This is a genomic window from Ruegeria sp. K3 (genome assembly GCF_056531845.1).
Window position 1 is genome coordinate 131177 of record NZ_JBQFMM010000006.1, and the last position, 19336, is coordinate 150512.

Annotated in this window: 16 protein-coding genes; 8 read left to right on the forward strand and 8 right to left on the reverse strand. The window is 56.6% G+C overall.

Annotation, left to right across the window (positions count from 1 at the left end; genetic code table 11):
- Positions 1–75: 75 nt before the first annotated feature.
- The 4 genes from fghA to ACR0MP_RS12690 all read left to right on the forward strand — a co-directional run bounded on the left by fghA (position 76) and on the right by ACR0MP_RS12690 (position 3587).
- Positions 76–909 carry an S-formylglutathione hydrolase gene (gene fghA, locus ACR0MP_RS12675; protein WP_480886587.1) on the forward strand — a complete coding sequence of 278 codons (834 nt, stop codon included), beginning with the start codon at positions 76–78 and terminating at the stop codon, positions 907–909.
- A gap of 3 nt (positions 910–912) precedes the next feature.
- A complete protein-coding gene (gene sthA, locus ACR0MP_RS12680) occupies positions 913–2373 on the forward strand; it encodes a Si-specific NAD(P)(+) transhydrogenase (protein WP_170407278.1) in 1461 nt (486 codons plus the stop codon).
- A complete protein-coding gene (locus ACR0MP_RS12685) occupies positions 2370–2825 on the forward strand; it encodes a YaiI/YqxD family protein (RefSeq protein ID WP_170407274.1) in 456 nt (151 codons plus the stop codon). Before sthA ends, ACR0MP_RS12685 begins: the two co-directional genes overlap by 4 nt.
- A 141-nt stretch (positions 2826–2966) precedes the next feature.
- Positions 2967–3587, forward strand: a complete 621-nt coding sequence (locus ACR0MP_RS12690) for an HAD family hydrolase (RefSeq protein ID WP_480886588.1) — start codon at positions 2967–2969, stop codon at positions 3585–3587.
- Between the two features lies 1 nt (position 3588).
- Here the strand turns inward: ACR0MP_RS12690 and ACR0MP_RS12695 are convergent, their stop codons facing one another.
- Entirely contained in the window at positions 3589–4830 is a 1242-nt protein-coding gene (locus ACR0MP_RS12695) for an MFS transporter (protein WP_480886590.1), read from the reverse strand.
- A 148-nt stretch (positions 4831–4978) separates the two neighbouring features.
- Between ACR0MP_RS12695 and zapE the strand changes: the two genes are divergently transcribed.
- Positions 4979–6037 carry a cell division protein ZapE gene (gene zapE, locus ACR0MP_RS12700; RefSeq protein WP_170407266.1) on the forward strand — a complete coding sequence of 353 codons (1059 nt, stop codon included), beginning with the start codon at positions 4979–4981 and terminating at the stop codon, positions 6035–6037.
- A gap of 43 nt (positions 6038–6080) precedes the next feature.
- Here zapE and ACR0MP_RS12705 read toward each other — a convergent pair whose 3' ends face one another.
- The 4 genes from ACR0MP_RS12705 to ACR0MP_RS12720 are packed head-to-tail and all read right to left on the reverse strand — an operon-like array spanning position 6081 to position 12328.
- Positions 6081–7355: a bifunctional folylpolyglutamate synthase/dihydrofolate synthase gene (locus ACR0MP_RS12705; protein ID WP_170407262.1), complete on the reverse strand. Its 1275-nt coding sequence runs from the start codon at positions 7353–7355 to the stop codon at positions 6081–6083.
- Complete coding sequence (gene accD / locus ACR0MP_RS12710; RefSeq protein ID WP_170407259.1) at positions 7352–8284, reverse strand: acetyl-CoA carboxylase, carboxyltransferase subunit beta; 933 nt, start codon at positions 8282–8284, stop codon at positions 7352–7354. The genes ACR0MP_RS12705 and accD overlap by 4 nt, the downstream gene beginning before the upstream one ends.
- A gap of 59 nt (positions 8285–8343) precedes the next feature.
- Positions 8344–9243, reverse strand: coding sequence for a CPBP family intramembrane glutamic endopeptidase (locus ACR0MP_RS12715; RefSeq protein WP_480886592.1), 900 nt, complete (start codon positions 9241–9243; stop codon positions 8344–8346).
- A complete protein-coding gene (locus ACR0MP_RS12720) occupies positions 9233–12328 on the reverse strand; it encodes an ABC transporter transmembrane domain-containing protein (protein ID WP_170407253.1) in 3096 nt (1031 codons plus the stop codon). The genes ACR0MP_RS12715 and ACR0MP_RS12720 overlap by 11 nt, the downstream gene beginning before the upstream one ends.
- Before the next feature lie 233 nt (positions 12329–12561).
- On the opposite strand from ACR0MP_RS12720, the gene ACR0MP_RS12725 reads away from it, so the two are divergent.
- From ACR0MP_RS12725 to ACR0MP_RS12735, 3 genes are all read left to right on the forward strand, one after another.
- The gene (locus ACR0MP_RS12725) at positions 12562–13323 is read left to right on the forward strand and encodes a DUF6478 family protein (protein WP_170407250.1); all 762 of its coding nucleotides are present in this window, start codon (positions 12562–12564) and stop codon (positions 13321–13323) included.
- 10 nt (positions 13324–13333) lie between these two features.
- The gene (locus ACR0MP_RS12730; protein WP_170407248.1) at positions 13334–13699 is read left to right on the forward strand and encodes a hypothetical protein; all 366 of its coding nucleotides are present in this window, start codon (positions 13334–13336) and stop codon (positions 13697–13699) included.
- Between the two features lie 63 nt (positions 13700–13762).
- Positions 13763–15289 carry an MFS transporter gene (locus ACR0MP_RS12735; protein WP_170646888.1) on the forward strand — a complete coding sequence of 509 codons (1527 nt, stop codon included), beginning with the start codon at positions 13763–13765 and terminating at the stop codon, positions 15287–15289.
- 48 nt (positions 15290–15337) lie between these two features.
- Here ACR0MP_RS12735 and ACR0MP_RS12740 read toward each other — a convergent pair whose 3' ends face one another.
- Genes ACR0MP_RS12740 through gpmI form a run of 3 tightly spaced genes read right to left on the reverse strand, consistent with a single transcriptional unit; the run spans position 15338 to position 19335 of the window.
- A complete protein-coding gene (locus tag ACR0MP_RS12740; RefSeq protein WP_170393963.1) occupies positions 15338–16681 on the reverse strand; it encodes a S41 family peptidase in 1344 nt (447 codons plus the stop codon).
- 6 nt (positions 16682–16687) lie between these two features.
- On the reverse strand, positions 16688–17821 hold the full coding sequence (locus tag ACR0MP_RS12745) for a peptidase M23 (RefSeq protein ID WP_170561994.1): 1134 nt from the start codon (positions 17819–17821) through the stop codon (positions 16688–16690).
- Positions 17818–19335 carry a 2,3-bisphosphoglycerate-independent phosphoglycerate mutase gene (gene gpmI / locus ACR0MP_RS12750; RefSeq protein WP_170736076.1) on the reverse strand — a complete coding sequence of 506 codons (1518 nt, stop codon included), beginning with the start codon at positions 19333–19335 and terminating at the stop codon, positions 17818–17820. The genes ACR0MP_RS12745 and gpmI overlap by 4 nt, the downstream gene beginning before the upstream one ends.
- Between the last annotated feature and the right edge of the window lies 1 nt (position 19336).

A 19336-nucleotide genomic window follows, 5' to 3' on the forward strand; every position in this document is an offset into this window, starting at 1 on the left:
CCAGAGGTGGCTGCACTTTACGCCGACGCTGCAGAGCGGTAGCCATGGCCCGGACACAACGTAAGGATCAGCTTGATGGAAACCCTTTCGGAAAATGCCTGTTTTGGTGGTGTGCAGGGCGTTTATCGCCATGCTTCCTCGGCCTGCAAATGTGATATGAAATTTGGCCTTTTTCTTCCAGCCGAAGCCAAGGACGGCCCCGTTCCTGTTCTGTGGTATCTGTCGGGCCTGACCTGCACCCATGAAAATGCCATGACGAAGGCGGGTGCCCAGGGTTGGGCGGCCGAACAGGGCATTGCGCTGGTGTTCCCCGACACTTCACCACGCGGCGAAGGCGTGGCAGATCACGAAGACTATGACCTTGGCCAAGGCGCAGGGTTCTATGTCAATGCCACGCAAGGCCCTTGGACGCCTCACTTCAACATGTGGGATTATATTGCCGAAGAGTTGCCGGCCCTTCTGGCCAAGAACTTTGCGATTGATCCTGATCGTCAGGCCATCACAGGACATTCGATGGGTGGGCATGGCGCATTGACGCTGGCGATGAACCTGCCCGGGCGTTACCGCTCTGTTTCGGCCTTCTCGCCGATCTCGAACCCGATGGGTGCGGATTGGGGTCGCAAGCAACTCAGCGCGTATCTGGGCGATGATGAGGCCGCTTGGGCCAAGCATGACGCGTCGGCGATGATGAAAAGCACAGGCTTTGACGGACCGGTCCTGATCGACACCGGTGCAAACGATCAGTTTATGGATCTGTTGCGCCCGGAGGCACTGGCGCAGGCAATTGCCGAGCGTCGCCAGCAGGCCACTTACCGACTGCAGCCCGGCTACGACCATTCCTATTATTTTGTGTCCACCTTTATGGAGGATCACATCACCTTCCACGCCGAAGCGCTGTATGGGGACTGAGGCATGAGCAAATATGACTATGACCTGATCATCATCGGCTCGGGCCCTTCAGGCCGGGCAGCGGCGATTCAGGCAGGCAAATTGCAACGCCGGGTGCTTGTGATTGACCGCAAAGACCGTTTTGGTGGTGTCTCTGTTCATACCGGCACGATCCCATCGAAAACCTTGCGAGAGACGGTGCTGAACCTGTCAGGCTGGCGCGAGCGCAGTTTTTACGGGCGTTCTTACCGGGTCAAGGATCAGATCAGCGCAGAGGATCTGAAAGCACGGCTGCACATGACACTCGATCACGAGGTCGATGTGCTTGAGCATCAGTTCAACCGCAACCATGTTGAAACGCTGAACGGGTTGGCGACGTTCACGGGGCCACACGAGATCGAGGTGGCTACGGATGCAGGCGAATCCACGCGTCTGACAGCAGCCAAATTCCTGATCGCCACCGGCACCAAGACCTACCGGCCAGATTACGTGCCTTTCAATGGCAAAACTGTCGTCGATGGGGATGATTTCCTTGAGATGGAGGAAATCCCGCGTTCGCTCTGCGTGATCGGTGCGGGCGTGATCGGCGTTGAATATGCAACCATGTTCTCGGCGCTTGATGTCCGGGTGACGTTGATCGAACCGCGCGAGACGTTTCTGGATTTCATCGACAAGACACTGATCCACGATTTCACACATCAGATCCGTGAAAATGGCGTCGATCTGCGGTTGGGTGCAGCCGTCGAGAAAATAGAAGACGCCAGTAGCCATGTTGAGATCACGCTGGACAATGGGCGGCACGTCCGGGCCGAGATGCTGCTGTTTGCAGCCGGGCGGATGGGGGCAACCTCGGCGCTGAACCTGGATACGGTTGGCATTGAAACGGATCATCGCGATCGTATCAGTGTGGACCGCAAGACCTATCAGACCTCGGCGCCGCATATCTATGCCACCGGAGACGTCATCGGGCATCCGTCGTTGGCCTCAACTTCGTTGCAACAAGGGCGGGTCGCGGCCTGTCATGCGCTGGAGACTCCAACCCTGCCGGAAAGCCCCTGGTATCCGTATGGGATCTATTCGGTCCCCGAAATCTCAACCTGCGGGATGTCCGAGGAAGAACTGCAGGAGCGTGGTATTCCCTACGAAGTGGGCGTGGCCCGTTTCCGCGAAACCTCACGCGGGCACATCATGGGGTTGGAGCATGGCATGCTGAAAATGCTGTTTTCGCTCAAGACCCGGCGGGTTCTAGGTGTGCAAATCGTTGGTGAAGGGGCAACCGAGCTGATCCATATTGCGCAGGCGGTGCTGAACCTGAAAGGCACGGTGGACTACTTCGTGCAGAACACGTTCAACTATCCGACCCTTGCCGAAGCTTACAAAATCGCGGGGCTGGATGCCTTTAACCGGATGCCCATTCCGGACGAATTCAAGGTGCGCAAATCGACGCCAAAGGCGAAGTCAGCCCCAAAGGTCAAAGAGGCGTGACGACGCTATACATCGACGGGGATGCCTGCCCGGTCAAAGCCGAGGCTGAACGGGTGGCAACCCGGCACAAGGTGCCGATGGTTCTGGTCTCAAACGGAGGGCTACGCCCCTCTACCAACCCGTTGGTGCAGGTAGTGATCGTCGCCTCGGGAGCAGATGAGGCGGATAAGTGGATTGCCGAACGCTGCGGCACCGGCGATATTGTCGTTACCTCTGATATACCGCTGGCCGCCAAGTGTATTGAAGCCGAAGCACGCGTGCTTCGGCCCAGTGGTGAGGCTTTCACTGCGGCCAATATCGGTCAGCAATTGGCAATGCGCGATCTGATGGCGGACCTTCGCGCGGCAAACCCGCTGGGGACAGGTGGCGGGGGAAAACCATTTGGCAAAGCCGACCGGTCGCGTTTTCTAGATGCGCTTGAGCGCGAGATACGCGCTGCCCTACGAAGGTAGTGCTCCCGCCGGTCAGAGTCACATCAAAGATGCGTATCCTCCCGTTGGGCTGGGCAGCGCGTGCCGCGCTGCGGTTGGCGCTTGCATCTCTGACCTGCGCTTGGTTCAGTCGTTGTGATTGAACTGGTATGGGATTAAGTCATGGCCATTGAAGCCGTCATCTTTGACATCGGAAATGTGCTGATCGAGTGGCAGCCCGAGCGCTATTATGATCGGGTAATCGGCGAGGATCGTCGTCGCGCCATGTTTGACGAGGTCGATCTGCATGGGATGAATGATCTGGTAGATCAGGGCCATCATTTCACGGATACGATTTACAATTGGGCGGACAAGTACCCGGAATGGCGCGATGAAATCCGAATGTGGCATGACAACTGGATCGAACTGGCCGCGCCCGAGATCCCACATTCAGCGCGACTGCTGCGCGCGTTGCGGACCAAGAAGATCCCGGTCTTTGCCCTGACGAATTTTGGAGTTCAGAATTTTGACTATGCCACTACCGTTTATCCGTTTCTGAATGAGTTTGATCGTCAATACGTCTCGGGTCGGATGAAGACGGTCAAACCTCATATGCCAATTTACGAAATGGTTGAGGCCGATTGCGGCATCCCTCCCTCGGCGCTTTTGTTTGCAGATGACAGGATCGAGAATATCGAAACAGCAAGGGCGCGCGGATGGCAAACGCATCACTTCATCGATCCGCAGGGTTGGGCGGAGCGATTGGTTTCTGAGGGGCTGCTGACCGTTGAAGAGGCCGCATAGCTCAGGCTGTCACGCCGGTTGGCGAGCGGTTTTCGCGGATGGGCAGATGAATGATGGCACTGAACGCTCCGATCGCGACGCCGATCCACCAAACCATAGTGTAGTCACCGAATTGGTCGTACATGCGCCCGCCCAACCAGATTCCCAGAAAGCTGCCGATCTGATGGCTGAGGAAGACGATCCCGTAGAGCGTACCCATGTACCGCAGACCATAGAGATGCGCGACAAGGCCCGACGTCAGCGGCACGGTCGCCAGCCAGAGCGACCCCATTACAAGCGAGAACGCGATCACGGACAATGGCGTGATTGGGAAAACAATGAATGCTCCTGCTGCAAGCGTCCGACCGGTGTATACCGCCGCGAGCAGGTACTTCTTCGGAAAGTGATTTCCAGCCCATCCGGCCAAAAGGGTTCCGCCGATATTGGCCAACCCTATCAACGAAATCGCAATCGCCCCCAAGGCTGAAGTTGTGGTGATCCCCATCGAATGTAAGACGCCTCCGGGTTGGATCGGGCCGCACATCTCGGTGACGAAGGCAGGGAAATGGGCTGTGACAAAGCCCAGTTGATAGCCGCAACTGAAAAAGCCGATCGCAATCAGCGAATAAGACGGGTCGCGGAATGCCTTGGACAGGATCTGCCCCATACTCTCTTCTAGCTCCGTCCTGCTGACGGGCTGAGGCGCGCGCATGAATGGCAATGTCAGGATCAATGCAAGGATAGCCACCGCAAAGATCAGAAACACTTGCTGCCAGGGTAAGAAAGTCAGCAACCACTCTGCTGTGGGTGCGCCAATGACTTGCCCGAAACTGCCCGCTGCGGTGACAATCGCCAATGACATCGAGCGGTTCGCATCCGATGAGGCACGACCTACGACCGCAAGGACCACGCCAAACCCCGTCCCAGCGATCCCGAAACCCACGAGCCAGGCATACATCTGATGTTCAAACGGGGTAACGGACCATGCCGACAGGACCATTCCCGCCGTATAGGTCAGAGCGCCCAGAACGATGGCGCGCCGATCACCTATCTTTTCCGCAATGGCGCCAAAGATCGGCTGGCCGATCCCCCAAGCCAGGTTTTGTATGGCGATCGCCATCGAAAAATCGCTGCGTAGCCAGCCGAACTCATCCGCAATCGGTATCTGGAACACACCAAAAGAGGCGCGTACGGCAAAACTGACTGTAATTACGATGCAGCCGACGATCAGGATCGGGTTCAGCAAACGGGTGGATTGCGACATTAAGGCTCCGAAGATTGGTTCCAGCAGACGTTAGCGGTACAACTCGGCGCGTCAATTCAGGAGTTTTGTGACGCCAGTTCAGCAAAATTGATGTGTCTGGAAAAAAGGTTTCTTTTCAACACACGAAGCGATCGGTATGGCTCAACTCATGACGGATCTAATTTCACACTATGAAGATCTTATTGCTGATGGGACACTGACCCGGGACGACGCGCAAGAGGCTGTGCTGCCCCGGTTTGAGCGCATTCGGGCAGCCTTGGCCGAACCGGTTAAGCGTGGATTTTTCCGCAAAGCGCCGCCGCCACCCAAGGGTTTGTATCTTTGGGGAGGTGTTGGGCGCGGCAAGTCGATGTTGATGGACATGTTTGTCGAGACATTGGGTGAAATCCCAGTTCGACGGGTGCATTTTCATGCGTTCATGCAGGAAATCCATTCCGGTCTGCACAAGGCGCGTGAAGACGGCGTTGAGGACGCGCTGGTCCCTGTGGCCGATGCAGTCATCAAATCGGCGCGGGTGCTGGCCTTTGATGAGATGCAGATCATCGATATCACCGACGCGATGATCGTGGGGCGGTTGTTTGATCTGCTCTACAAGGGTGGTGTCGTTATCGTTACGACTTCGAACAGACATCCGGATGATCTATATAAGGATGGGTTGAACCGGCAGCTTTTTCTGCCTTTCATACAGCACATCAAAGAGCAACTGGAAGTGTGGGAGTTGGTTTCACCCACGGATTACCGGCAGAACCGACTTGAAGGCTCGCCGGTTTACTTCACCCCCATTGGGCCCGAAGCGCGGGAGAAGATTCGTGGGGTTTGGAATGATCTGTCGGGTGGACCGGCAGAAGAGCTGGCCCTTCAGGTGAAGGGTCGCGAAGTTGTCCTGCCCGCCTTTCGCAACGGCGTTGCACGGGCCTCGTTTTATGACCTCTGCGGACGAATGTTGGGTCCGGGAGACTACCTGGCCATCGCAGAAGCGCTGAAGGTATTGGTTCTTGAAGACATCCCGCGTTTGTCACGCAATAATTTCAATGAGGCCAAGCGCTTCGTCACCCTGATCGATGCGCTTTATGAGGCGAAAGTTCGGCTGATTTGTTCCGCCGCCGCAGAGCCTGAGATGCTCTATGTCGAAGGGGAAGGAACTTTTGAGTTTGAGCGTACGGCCTCGCGCCTGCGGGAGATGCAAGACAAGGATTGGGGCAGATAGGGGCTGCTGCCCTGGCGCAGAATCTTTTTCATCAGGCGGAGGATCAGGCGTTTTCTCTAAGGATGTTTCCCGCAAGATAAAGCGACCCGCAGATCAGAATGCGTGCATCAGGGGTTTGAGCGGTGATTGCGGCGAGCGCGTCTGTGACGCTGTCTGCTGTTGTGGCGGCCAGATTCACCTTAGCAGCAGCGGCGGCGGTTTCGTCCGCGCTCAGCGTATTCTGCTCACCCGGGATCGATACGGCCGTCAGGCTGTCTGCCCTTTGGGCCAATGGCGCGAGATAACCGGTGACATCTTTGGTATTCAGCATACCACAAATCAAATGCGTGGGACGTTCTGGTAGTGACACTAAAACCTCGGCCAAAGCAGTGCCTGCAGCCGCGTTGTGACCGCCATCCAACCACAACTCAGCTTGAGGGGCCTGCTCAACCAGAGGACCGATTTTTAGCCGCTGCATGCGCGCGGGCCATTCGGCCTTGGCCACAGCGGCCTCGTAGGCATCATCGCCCATTTGCAGGTGGCGCAACGCAGCCAAAGCCGCGCCTGCATTTTCGATCTGATGAGCACCCAGTAGGTTTGGCATAGGCAGATCGCGCAAACCGGTTTCGTCCTGATAAATAAGGCGACCGTTCTCAGTATGAACATGCCAGTGCTGCCCGTGGACCAATAGCGGAGCGCCCAGACGGGCTGCGGTATATTCGATGACTTCCAGCGCCTCATCCTGCTGCGGGCCGACGATGCAGGGAACGCCCGGCTTGATGATTCCGGCTTTTTCAGCGGCGATCTTGCCCAAAGTGTCGCCCAGGAACTGCTCATGGTCGATCGAGACGGGGGTGATGACCGTCAACTCGGGCCGTTCGATCACGTTGGTGGCGTCCAGCCGCCCGCCCAGCCCGACTTCGAGCAGCGTATAGTCAGCTTTGGTGCGGGAAAATGCCAGCAGCGCGGCGCAGGTGGTGATTTCAAAATAGGTGATGTTCTCACCGCCATTTACGGCGTAACACTCATCCAACACGGCGGTAAGTTCGGGTTCGGAAATCAGCTCACCTGCCAGTCGGATTCGCTCGTGAAACCGGGCCAGATGAGGTGAGGTATAAGCATGGACCGCATGCCCTGCCCCTTCAAGCCCCGCCCGGATCATGGCCTGGGTCGAGCCCTTGCCATTGGTTCCAGCGATATGAATGACTGGAGGCAGCTTAACCTGAGGATTGTCCAGTGCCGCCAGCAAACGCCATACCCTGTCCAAGGTCAGGTCGATGATCTTGGGGTGCAGCGCCATCATCCGGTCTAGGATGGCATCCGAAGATGGGGAGGTCATTTTTCGACCGCGTCCTCGGTGGGTGCCTCGGTTGGGGCTTCTTCCAGCTCGGGCGCAGGAAGGTCGCCTTTGACCGCAGGGGGCTGCTTCATCAGCATTCGGGTGATGGTGATCAGCTCATCCCGCATCTCGGTGCGTTTGGTCACTCGGTCGAGCATCCCGTGATCCAGCAGATATTCAGCGCGCTGGAATCCTTCGGGCAGTTTCTCACGAATGGTCTGTTCGATCACACGGGGTCCGGCGAAACAGATTAGGGCATTGGGTTCCGAAATATGAACGTCACCCAGCATCGCGTACGAGGCTGTAACGCCGCCTGTAGTCGGGTGGGTCAGGACAACAATATAGGGCAGGTTTGCTTCTTTAAGCATCTCCACTGCGACCGTCGTACGCGGCATTTGCATCAGGCTCAGAATGCCTTCCTGCATCCGCGCGCCGCCGGCTGCCGAAAACAGGATCAGGGGCCGCTGTAGCCTAACAGCCTCCTGTGCTGCAGCAATGATGGCATTGCCTACATACATGCCCATCGATCCGCCCATGAACGAAAAATCCTGCGCGGCTGCCACGATCGGGGTACGGCCGATTTCGCCAACGGCGACCAGCATCGCTTCTTTCTCGCCGGTCTTTTTCTGGGCCGCCTTCATACGGTCAGGGTATTTTTTCTGATCCCGAAACTGCAGGGGATCGTCTTTCGGTGCCGGGACATCAACCTCGGAAAAAATACCGCCATCAAACAGATGTTGGAACCGATCGCGCGGCGTGATTGCCATGTGATGGTCGCACTGGGTGCAGACATTCTGGTTTTCCGCCAATTCGCGGTGGAACAGCATGGTTCCACACTCATCACACTTGTGCCAAAGGTTTTCGGGCACTTCGCGGCGCGAGAAGATCGAATTGATCCGGGGGCGGACGTAGTTTGTGATCCAGTTCATGTCGGAACCTTGATAATGCGGCGTTGACGTCAAATAAGACGCAATGCCGGGAAATGCAATCAGCGCCTGAGGACCAATCTTGCGGTGAGCCACCCCACGATCATCAGCGCAAAGTCGACTAGCAACCAAGGTGGCAACGCTTCGGCGTCCGATGCCTCATAAGGAAGATGGAACAAGGCCAGGCCACCAAGGTTGTCGGGAAGCGAAATGACAAGCAGAGCCGCGATGTTATTGAAAAAATGCAGCGCAATGGCGGGGCCCAGCGTACCCGCTCGCGCGGTCAGATCGGCGGTCAAAAGCCCAAATGTCAGCGCCCAGATGGCAATCAAGACCGCATTGTCTCCGACCGTCGCGGGGCTGTAGTGGCCAGCTGCGAACAAGATTGATGGCAGACCCATCCAGATCAGCGGAGACCGAAACCGCGCGGCGAGGCCCTGTTGCATATAGCCTCGGAACAGGATTTCCTCGGCGCTGGTCTGAATCAGCACCGCAACAGCGGATAAGGGAAGCAGCAAAAGCCATTTGGTTAACGCGAGGTTCGCCACCAATGGTGCACCAAGGTCATAGGGGGGGAGTATGAATATGACTGCACCCAGCAGAAGCAATGCGCGAACAACGCGCCAAAACTGCCAGATTGCGATGGATTGTTCGCCCAGGACCGAGGCAAGTGACCGGTGCTGAAATAGTCGTGCCCCCAACGCCACGCCAATAGTGACAAAAATAAAGCTGGAGAGCACAATAAGGAGCGCTGTTGGCGACGATCCATTCAAGAATGTGACCGCCGATCCTGATGAGCCAAGACTGGCAACGATTGCGAACAAGATTGCATTGAGCGTGACCACAACCACTGAGACCAGCGCAAGACCAGCCAACAAGCGCCATATCTCGGGATATCTGCGGGCGGCACCTAGCAATTGCTGATGACTTGAATAGGCCCCCCGCCTTTCATTAGTGCTCATCGGATTGCTCAGCACTTACCGAAGGCAGGTCATCCCCAATTGGAGTGTTGGGGTCACGCAACCGCTCGGACACCGTGGACAGGTATCCGGCCACGGTTTCAAGCAGCCTCATCGCAACGCCCGCGTCACTTTCAATCACAGCACGCAATTCCTCCGCGCCGATCCGCAGGAACGAGCAATCCGTGAGGGCCACCAAATCCAATTGTCGCGGCTCATTGGTGATAATCGCAAGATCGCCGATAAGGCGCCCGGGTTCTACTATCGAGAGCGAACGCATTTCACCGTGTTCATTCAGCCAATTCAGGCTTGCCGAACCTGAAATACACAAATACGCCGCATCGGGAGCCTGGCCACGTGCGAAAATGGTTTGACCTGCCGCGACCTCGTACCATTGGGCCGAAAACGCCAGAAGACGCTGGTTACGCCCATCGACTCGTGAAAACAACTCGGTCGAAGAAATGATCTTGAGTTTCCGGCTCAGGTCGTCCGTCCCGGTGTCTTCAGCATCGGTGGACACGCGTGAGACACCATCGATGCGACCGTCCTTTATTTCAACAAACAAATCATAGGCTTCCGGATGGGCAAAATGATCCTCCATAAAGATCATAATCGAGTCGGGTAATAACTCGCGCAGCTTCAGACGGGTCCGCAGGCGGCTTTCAGAGTCGTGGCTGGCCAGTGCCTTGTCGAGTATCAGGATATCGGGGCGTTTGATCCCGGCACGAGAAAAGGCAGCACGCTCCTGAAACACTGTCGGAAGGTTGTTCCCACCTAACCCGGACGGCAGGTCGTAGATGATCGCGGCGGCCCTTCGGCGCAGCCCGGCCTCGTTCAGAACCTCCGCGACCAGATCTTCGATCTCTTCTGCATGAGCACCAGCCATGATGGATACCCGACCATACAGGGCGTTTTCCATTGCTGTCAGGCGGGGAACGTAGACGTCCGGTGACACCGGCACGAACATCGCACCCATAGCGCCCCGCAGCCGTTCGGCCTGACTGTGACGAATGGAAAGGATTTTGTCCTTGTACTCCTCAGGGAAACTTGGGCCGATTTGTTCAGCGGTCAGCATGAATGGAACGGTCAACAGCAGCGCACGTTCCTGATCGCCGATGGCTTCTTCGCCCTTGGTTTTGCGGCGCTCTTCGATATCGAGCAGACGGTGGTACATGTCTTTTGACATGCCAAGCCGCAAGAACAACGGGTGATCGGCCCCATCTCGCCCGAAAGTCTGGTTTAGGGTTTCCAGAACGGCCTGAGCGATGCTGAGCGCGTCATCATCCAGGCCATTGCCCGTAAGCAACGACAGAAAGCGGTGGTCCCCCGCCAGAATGTCCGGTGCGATATCATGCGTCGGTGAAGCGAACAGCAGGTTCCCGCCCAAGGGCACGGCGGGATTGAACTGGTCAGGATCGAACCGATAGACATACTTGTCCAAACCGCGCTCTTGCAGGCGTGTGGCAACGGTATCTCGCAGATCGACTATTTCTTTCGCGAGCACCGGGTGTACTTCCGGGTCGAACTGAGAGCGCAAAGTGCGCCGGAACATAAATTCATCAATGCCCATCGCTTCGACAAGCTGGAACCACCAATCGCGAATATCCTCGATGTCATCAAGACCCGCGAGGCTTGGATCTATCCATTCATCGGACAGTGAATCGGGTGGGTTCCCGGCGCGCACGGCTTCGATCTGGCGGCGTGAGGGGGCCTGCAATGCACCACTTTCGTGTTGAGGATGCGTGCGCAGCGGCATTAGCAGGTTATCACCCAATGTTCCGTCGAACAGGTAAGGGCGTGAATAGGCATAGCCGATCCGCGCCGCAATCACCGCCTGATGCAGGCTGTTGAGGTTGTGGCCAGCCATCAGAACCTCGCCTTGAACCGGGAGCACTTCGCGCGTCAGCAACTGCGCAAGCGCACTGCGTTCCGAAGCGTGTTTCGACTGAATCGCAACCCGGGCGCCTTGGGGAATGGTAAGATCAATATCCTCAAGGATGGTCTTTCCGTCATCATCACGAACGGTCACGTTGCGCAGTTCGATATCGCCGGTTAGGTGCGGGATTGCCTCGGGGACGCCCTCAAACAACTGTTCGGGTATCATATTCGATGGGGCAAACCGTTCGGTCACAATTTCCCAGCGCAGTGACATGTCCTGTACTTGGTTGTAGTAGGTCAGAAGATCCTTCCAAGGGCCGCTGAGGTCTTTATATGCACCCAACGCGGCGACCAATGCGCCCACTGTCACCTCGCCCGTGATCGCCAGATAGCCGCCTACTGAATAGAACAGGAAGGGTGTCATCTGAGTGATCAGATTGTTGAGGAACTTCATGAAGAACTTCTTGTTGTAGATCTTAAAACGGATCTCGAACAAGGTTCCTAGCCGATGGCTGAATTGCGCCAGACGATAGCGCCAGCCGCCATTGGTGCGCAGATCGCTGATACCAGCAGCACTTTCGCCAATCTCAGAGCTCAGCCGCCGGACCTCCTGAATGCGATCCTTGTTCAAAAGGTTGATCTGACGTTGCAATTTGGGAATCAGCCAGGCCTGCAAAGGGATCAATGCAATACTGGCCAGACCAAACCACACGCTTTGCATGAAAAGAAACGTGACGATCGTCATCATCTGGCCGAACTGAAAAACGGGCTGCGCGATGGCATCTCCCATCAACCCGCCCATGGGTTCGGCCTCGGACGTGATCATCGATACCAGTTCACCTTGGCTGGTGGTGGCGAAATAGGATTTGGGAAAGCGCATCGAGCGGCTGATCAAGGTAAAGCGCAGGCGACGCAACATCCGTTCAGCGAGAATGCCTTTCATGGTATTGATGCGCATTTTCATCACGCCACTGGCGATGACAGTTGCCAAAAAGGCAAAGCACAGAATCAGCAGGTACTGCACCTGGGTCACGGTGATGCCGAGTACTGTCACGGTGTCTGCGGGCGCACCAATCGCGTCGTTGATGATCTGCTTAGGAAGCTCCAACGAAGCGTAAAGGAACGGAAATGACAGAACGGTCAGCAACAGCAGGACCAATTGCTGCTTTTTCGAATGCTTCCAAATGAATGAAAATAGGGTGGGTTCCATTCCCCTGCCTCATGATGAGCCTGTATGATCCGGGACAAATGCCGATTGCCCGAGCGACGACGGTAAGCCTCGGCCCGAGCTATTGCAAGAATGGCGGCTCTTTGCGACGCAGAAACCAGCTGGATAGGAGTTCACATTTAGGATTCGGGAAGATTTATCCGCTAATCAAGTAAGACTGGTTTGTCCCCTGCCCCGACTTTGACTAAAGAGGGGCTGTCTTGAAAGATGGGGCGATGGGCAGATTACTGGATCGATATATTCAACTAAAGGCTCTGGGGCGCTGGCAGCGTGCCGCGCAGCAGTCTGACCACCTCGCACTGCCTGAGCTTCGCCGCCAACGTGATGACGCCCGGCGGTTGCGCGGCAAACTTGAACAAGCAATTCAAAAAGCTGATGCTCGACTGATCCAACCCTTGATTGGGGCGACGCAGTTTCCAAAACCCCTGGGAACGGATTGGTCGTGGCGACCGGACCTGTGGCGGACGCCACTGATCCGCAAAGGTATAGCCTCGGCCCCGCGCAAGGCGCGGATGGATGGGCAGGTCATCCTGTTTCACGATTGCAGCCAGGTCGAGATCGGGCTGCAGCAAATCCGAAATCGGCGAGACAAGGATTTGGCGCCTTTCAGTCTGGCCGTTGAGGTATTTGATTTTCAGGGATCTTTCCTGTCGCTCTCCGTTGATCTGCCCACGGATGCCGCCATAAATCTGTCCCGCCAGCATCTGATGCGGGTCGACACTCTGGTTGAGTGCGAGCGTTCTACCGTTGTCTTCGCCCGCCTGAACATTCAGCATGGCCCTAATACCGAGCAGGTTCTGCGCGAACTTGATCTTTCAACACCTGCGGCGACTGTAGATTTTGATCTGGCCCATCTGAACGTGAATGAGCGTCGAATTGAAAAACTCTGGCTGGATCTGATCCTTGATCAACCCGCGATGAACCGTGTGGTGTTTCGTGACCTGACATTCTGCCGTTACCACCGGGCCGATCTGTAAAGGGTACTCAATGTCTCATACCACCCTGACACCAATCCGCTTCGAAAACGGCCTGTGGGAAGGCCATTTGACCAGCGAAAGCCCCCCTCAGATCAAGGTGCTGTTTCTTGGTGAGCCTTTGACTGATGTTGAGTTGGAACCAGCAACAGATGGCTGGGCCTTGCGCATCCCAGTGCCGCCCGCCGCCCTGTCGGAAGGTGTCCATACTGTCGTGATTCACGATGGAACAACAGGCCATAAGCTGGGGGATTTCACCATCATCGCCGGTTCACCTGCCGCAGATGATCTGAGGGCCGAAGTCGCTTTGTTGCGCGCCGAGCTGGACATGTTAAAGCGCGCGTTCCGCCGCTCTCAGGCATCTCAAAGCGAAACCTGACCACAGTACTGATAGGATTGTCCCTATCTTTTCAGGTCCATACGTGCATCATTGGATTGGCCTATGGATCGCAACAGCATCATAAAGGTCATCGCGCTGATGGTGACGGGTTTCGGGATCGGGATCGATTTTACCGGTGCCCTGATGCTGGTCCCGGCAATCGAAAACAGCTTTGACGCCGACATCACCAGCACCCAGTGGGTTCTGAATATTTACGCTCTGTTCTTTGCAATGACGATGGTGGCCGGAGGTCGCCTGGGTGACATGTATGGTCATCGCAAGATGATGATCATCGGTCTTTCGATCTTTCTGTTTGCGTCGGTTTTATGCTTTGTCTCACCCGGTTTGGACTACCTGATCGGCGCACGCGCCTTGCAGGGGATCGGGGCGGGATGCGTGTGGCCCTGCACACTGGCATTTGGAGCCACCAAAGTGTCGAAAGAAGAACACCGCGCATTGGTGATGGGGCTGATACTAGCGGGTGTCACCACGGGTAATGTCTTTGGACCGATGATTAGCGGCGCGGTGGTCAATCTGGGTGATTGGCGGTTGTTTTTCCTCGCCAATGTGGTGTTTTCCAGCATTTCGATGACGACTGCGATCCTGCTGATGGAGCGTGAGACCGAGCATAAGAAAGGTGAACACATCGACTTTGCCGGGATGGGCATCCTGTCTTTTGCAGTTTTGCTCTTGCTTTACGGTTTGGATGTTGGTGCCGATTGGGGCTGGACTTCGCTGCCGCTTTTGCTGCTGTTTTTTGTCAGCGCCGTTTTGTTCTTCCTGTTTCCGAAAGTCGAAAAGAGGGTCAAGGAACCCTTGCTAATGCCTCAGTTGATGCAGAACCGAGAGTTTCTGATTACCTTGGGTCTGAATATGTTCAACGTCTCGGCAGCTTTTGTCGGGCTGCTATATTTTCCGCAGTATATGCAAAAAGTCTTGGGATGGTCTGTGTTCCAATCGGCGCTGGGTTTGGCACCGCTGACGGTGTTGCTAGCGGTCGGATCGATCGTCTCGGGTACGCTGTATAACGATTTTGGGCCCAAGCGACTGCTGTTTTGGGGATATATTTGCGCCACAGTCGGGGCGGCAAGCGTTGTCATCATGCCTTCCGGGACCGGATATTTTCAGATTCTGCCCGGAATGGCGCTGATTGGTTTGGGCGCAACGCTGACGGTCGGGCCTTCGGGAACAGCCGCTGTATGCGCGGTCAAGCCGGAACGCGCCGGACTGGTTGGCGGCCTGAGTTTCATGACCCATCTTGTCTATGGGGCAATCGCGGTCGCCTGTGCGACGGCGGTCATGTATGTGACAAGCCTGTCCAGCCTGAAAACCCGATTGACCGCGTCAGGCATCAACATGTCCGACGCTGACCAGAAAGCGATCAATGGTGGAACGCTGAACACAGACTCGGCAAAAGCAGTGCTTGAAAAGTTGAATTCAGGTGAAACTGAAAAGGTTCAGGCCGCCATTGCGGCGGCCTTTGATACCGGAATGAATATGGCTTTTGTATTCGCCACGATCTCAGTCGCTGCTGGAATCGTCTTGGCGCTGATGCTGGATGAGAAGAAACTGCACAAGGTCGAAGGGTAACACTTCAGGGTGCGAGTATAGGGCCGCAGATGGCGGCCCCCCTCCCCTTTATTGTGACGGCCCGGTCGGATTGAACGCGGACAGGCCTTTGAGAATATCAATGGCATAGGCCAGTTGATAATCCTCTTCCCGCAGCTCCGCCGTGGCTTCGGCCTTGGCGCGATCTTCTTCGATCTGGCGAATCTCGTCCTCGCTGAGGCTGTCATTATTCAGGCTGCCGCGCAGATCGGCCTCGGACCGGGTGCGAGTGTTTGTATCTTCCTCTTCCTCGTCAACCGGGTTGTTGCGCGGTTGCTCGACGATGATGTCCGGGCTGACGCCAAGCGCCTGAATCGAACGACCCGAGGGCGTGTAGTAGCGAGATGTTGTCAGACGCATAGCCCCGTCACCCCGAAGCGGCATGACCGTCTGCACCGATCCCTTGCCGAAGCTCTTAGTGCCAACCACGATGGCGCGATTGTGATCCTGCAAGGCGCCCGCGACAATTTCCGACGCCGAGGCCGAACCACCGTTGATCAGCACAACGATGGGCTTGCCTCCGGTCAGATCGCCGGGTGTTGCGTTGAATCGCTCACCATCTTCAAGATTGCGACCCCGGGTCGAGACGATTTCGCCCTCATCCAGGAACGCGTCAGAGACCTTAATGGCCTGAGTCAACAGCCCGCCGGGATTGTTACGCAGATCCAGAACGATGCCATTGACGTTTTCGATGCCCCCGGCCTCTTCAATCTGTTCTTCCAGTCCTTCCTTAAGGTTCGGATAGGTTTGGTCATTGAAGGTCGTGACACGCAACACGACACTTGTACCTTCGGTACGTGCACGAACTGCGGTCAGCTTGATCGTGTCGCGAACGATCGTTACGTCGAATGGCTCCTGCTCGCCTTCACGCACGACTGTGATCACGATTTCCGATCCCACCGGGCCGCGCATCAGGTCCACGGCTTTATCCAGCGTCAGCCCCAAAATGCTCTCGCCATCCACATGAGTGATGAAATCGCCCGCTTCGATACCAGCAGCATCCGCTGGGGTGTCATCGATGGGCGATACAACTTTAACAAAGCCTTCTTCCTGCGTGACTTCGATACCGAGCCCGCCAAATTCGCCACGTGTCTGCACGCGCATCTGCTCGGCATCATCAGGCGACAGGTAGCTGGAATGTGGGTCTAGCGAGGTCAGCATCCCGTCAATCGCAGCCTCGATCAGCTCGTCGGTTTCTACCTCTTCGACATACTGGGCGCGAATACGTTCGAAAATGTCACCGAACAGATCAAGTTGTTCGTAAACACTTGCCTTGTTCTCGGCCTCTTGCGCAAGCAGAGGGCCTGCGATCTGTGTTGTTGCGACTATCCCTGCCACGGTGCCGGCCAGTCCGGCCATCACAAATTTCTTCATACTCGTTTATCCATCCTTGTCCGTCCGGAACCATGATTCCGGGTCCACTGGGCTGTTATCCTGTCTTACTTCTATATAGAGCGTTTCTGACCAGTCAGTTCCAGTGCCATCACCGCTTGTTGACATAATAGCGCCGATTTCCGGAGTTTCACCCGGCATCAAACCTACCGGAGTACCCTCGGGTATCACTTCCCCGGTCAGACCATATACCTCTTGCAGACCTGAGAACACGAATAGCAATCCGGGCTGGGGTTCAAGGATCACAAGATTCCCGAGATCCAGCAAGGGCCCGCGGTAACGGATCGTGGCAGCCGTTGGCGCGGTGACCAATGCGCGGGGTCGCGTGCCCAGCACCAGCCCGGGGCGCGTTACCCCCGCTGCGTCCGTTTCGCCCGCCCGGTGCAGCATGACCCCTTGTGCGGGTAACGCGATTTGACCTTTCCGGCCCGAGACATCTGCATTTGTATCTTCAATCTCACCATCGGTGATCTCGGATAACCCACTGGCAAACCCATCCAGCGTTTCGGTCGAAGATATCAGGATCGCTGTACGCACAGGATCTTCTACGAAACGGCGCGGCAGATCGGTCCGGTCCGCTATCGCCTCACTAAGCTGCGTGCGGGCATCCTGAACACCCTCCAACCCTTCGGTCAGCGTATTGGCAGCGTTTTGTTGAAGCTGTCGCAGTGTCTGTACCTCTTGCAATTCGTTTGCTAGCGCCTGAGCCTGCGCGTTTAACCCAGGCGTGACTTCGGACAACATCATACCAGTGCGCGCGGCCCCAAGTGGGCCGGACGGGTGCAGCATAAGTACCGGAGGCGCGGTGGTTTCGATCGTCTGGAGAACACCTAGCAGCTGCGCTACCTCCTGCTCTTGTACCTGCAATTCTGCAGTCAATTGCGCCTCGCGCAAGGCCGCGCGGCGCAGGCCGTCGCGCATGGCGCTCAGACCAGCCTCGTAGGCTTTTATGGTTTCGGTCAGAGCTTTGACCCGGTCGCGGGCAGATTCGGCCTCAGTCAACGCGATCGAGGCTTGCTCCAGCATCTCGGCCGCTTCTAGTGCCGCCTTTGACGGGCTGGTTTGGGCGACGACAGGGGTGGCCCAAATCAGCGCTGCAGCAACGATCGGGCGCAATCTCATGTCAGCAAGCTTTCCCCTGTCATTTCAACGGGTTTCGGCAATTCCATAAGCTGCAACAAAGTTGGAGCAAGATCGGCCAAGCGCCCATCGCGCAGGCTTGAACCTTCGGGGCCGCCGACCAGAACAACAGGCACGGGGTTCAGCGTATGGGCCGTATGTGGACCGCCCGTCTCCGGATCGACCATCATTTCGCAGTTACCATGATCTGCGGTCACGATCATCGCACCCCCGACCTGCTTCAGCGCTGCAACCACCTGCCCCAGACCTTGATCAACAGCCTCACAGGCCTTGATCGCAGCTTTCAGATCACCGGTATGGCCAACCATATCGGGATTGGCGTAGTTGGTGACGATCAGATCATATCCGCCGTGGATCGCCTCGACGAACTTTTCTGTCACTTCGGCCGAGGACATCTCGGGCTGCAAATCATATGTCGCCACTTTGGGCGATTTGGGCATGAAGCGATCCTCGCCACCCTCAGGCTGCTCTTTGCCACCGTTCAGGAAGAAAGTGACATGAGGGTACTTCTCGGTCTCGGCCAGCCGGAACTGGCGCAGGCCTTGCTTAGCAACCCATTCGCCCAGCGTGTTCACGATATCCCGCTTGGGAAATACGGTCGTCATATAATCGTTATGGCCATCGGAATACTCAACCATGCCCAGTAACGCCGACAACTGCGGGCGCGGACCGGAGTCGAACTCGGCAAAACCGGGCTCCCCAATTGCCCGCAGGATTTCTCGGGCACGGTCGGCGCGGAAGTTCAGGCAAAAGAACCCGTCACCGTCCTTAATACCGGAATAACCAGCAAGAACCGTGGGCGCGATAAACTCGTCGGTTTCGGATTGGGCGTAGGCATGGTCGACGGCCTCCTGGGCCGAGGCCACGGTGCGCCCCTGACCTTTGACTATTGCGTCATAGGCCTCGGAAACGCGTTCCCAGCGATTATCGCGGTCCATGGCAAAGTAGCGCCCACAGACGGTGACGACCTTTGCGCCATCGGGCAACCGGTCTTCGAGTTCGGCGATGTAGGTAAAGGCCGATTTCGGGGCCACATCGCGCCCGTCGGTGATCGCATGTAGCGCCACAGGCACACCCGCATCGGTAGCCGCTTTGGCGGCAGCTACGATGTGATCCAGGTGCCCGTGCACGCCCCCATCCGATACCAGCCCCATCAGATGCGCTGTCCCGCCTGCAGCTTTCACCTTAGCGATGAAGCTCTGCAGCGCCTCATTGTGAAAGAAAGAACCGTCTTCTATGGCTAGGTCAATCTGCCCCAGATCCATCGCAACCACGCGCCCAGCCCCGATATTGGTGTGACCAACCTCGGAATTACCCATCTGACCACTAGGTAGACCCACATCCGGCCCGTGCGTTATCAGTTGCGCATGAGGACCTTCAGCCATGAGAGCATCAAAGGTTGGCGTATTTGCCAGATAAGGCGCATTGGCCTTGGTGTCGTCAGATAGGCCCCAACCATCAAGGATACAAAGGACAACGGGCTTTGGGGCGGTCATG

Coding starts and splice junctions, on each gene's coding strand:
- ACR0MP_RS12735 (WP_170646888.1), top strand. CDS start 13,763: ATGGATCGCAACAGCATCATAAAGGTCATCGCGCTGATGGTGACGGGT.
- ACR0MP_RS12695 (WP_480886590.1), bottom strand. CDS start 4,830: ATGTCGCAATCCACCCGTTTGCTGAACCCGATCCTGATCGTCGGCTGC.
- fghA (WP_480886587.1), top strand. CDS start 76: ATGGAAACCCTTTCGGAAAATGCCTGTTTTGGTGGTGTGCAGGGCGTT.
- ACR0MP_RS12715 (WP_480886592.1), bottom strand. CDS start 9,243: ATGAGCACTAATGAAAGGCGGGGGGCCTATTCAAGTCATCAGCAATTG.
- ACR0MP_RS12730 (WP_170407248.1), top strand. CDS start 13,334: ATGTCTCATACCACCCTGACACCAATCCGCTTCGAAAACGGCCTGTGG.
- gpmI (WP_170736076.1), bottom strand. CDS start 19,335: ATGACCGCCCCAAAGCCCGTTGTCCTTTGTATCCTTGATGGTTGGGGC.
- ACR0MP_RS12720 (WP_170407253.1), bottom strand. CDS start 12,328: ATGGAACCCACCCTATTTTCATTCATTTGGAAGCATTCGAAAAAGCAG.
- ACR0MP_RS12745 (WP_170561994.1), bottom strand. CDS start 17,821: ATGAGATTGCGCCCGATCGTTGCTGCAGCGCTGATTTGGGCCACCCCT.
- ACR0MP_RS12725 (WP_170407250.1), top strand. CDS start 12,562: ATGGGCAGATTACTGGATCGATATATTCAACTAAAGGCTCTGGGGCGC.
- ACR0MP_RS12705 (WP_170407262.1), bottom strand. CDS start 7,355: ATGACCTCCCCATCTTCGGATGCCATCCTAGACCGGATGATGGCGCTG.
- sthA (WP_170407278.1), top strand. CDS start 913: ATGAGCAAATATGACTATGACCTGATCATCATCGGCTCGGGCCCTTCA.
- zapE (WP_170407266.1), top strand. CDS start 4,979: ATGACGGATCTAATTTCACACTATGAAGATCTTATTGCTGATGGGACA.
- ACR0MP_RS12690 (WP_480886588.1), top strand. CDS start 2,967: ATGGCCATTGAAGCCGTCATCTTTGACATCGGAAATGTGCTGATCGAG.
- ACR0MP_RS12740 (WP_170393963.1), bottom strand. CDS start 16,681: ATGAAGAAATTTGTGATGGCCGGACTGGCCGGCACCGTGGCAGGGATA.
- accD (WP_170407259.1), bottom strand. CDS start 8,284: ATGAACTGGATCACAAACTACGTCCGCCCCCGGATCAATTCGATCTTC.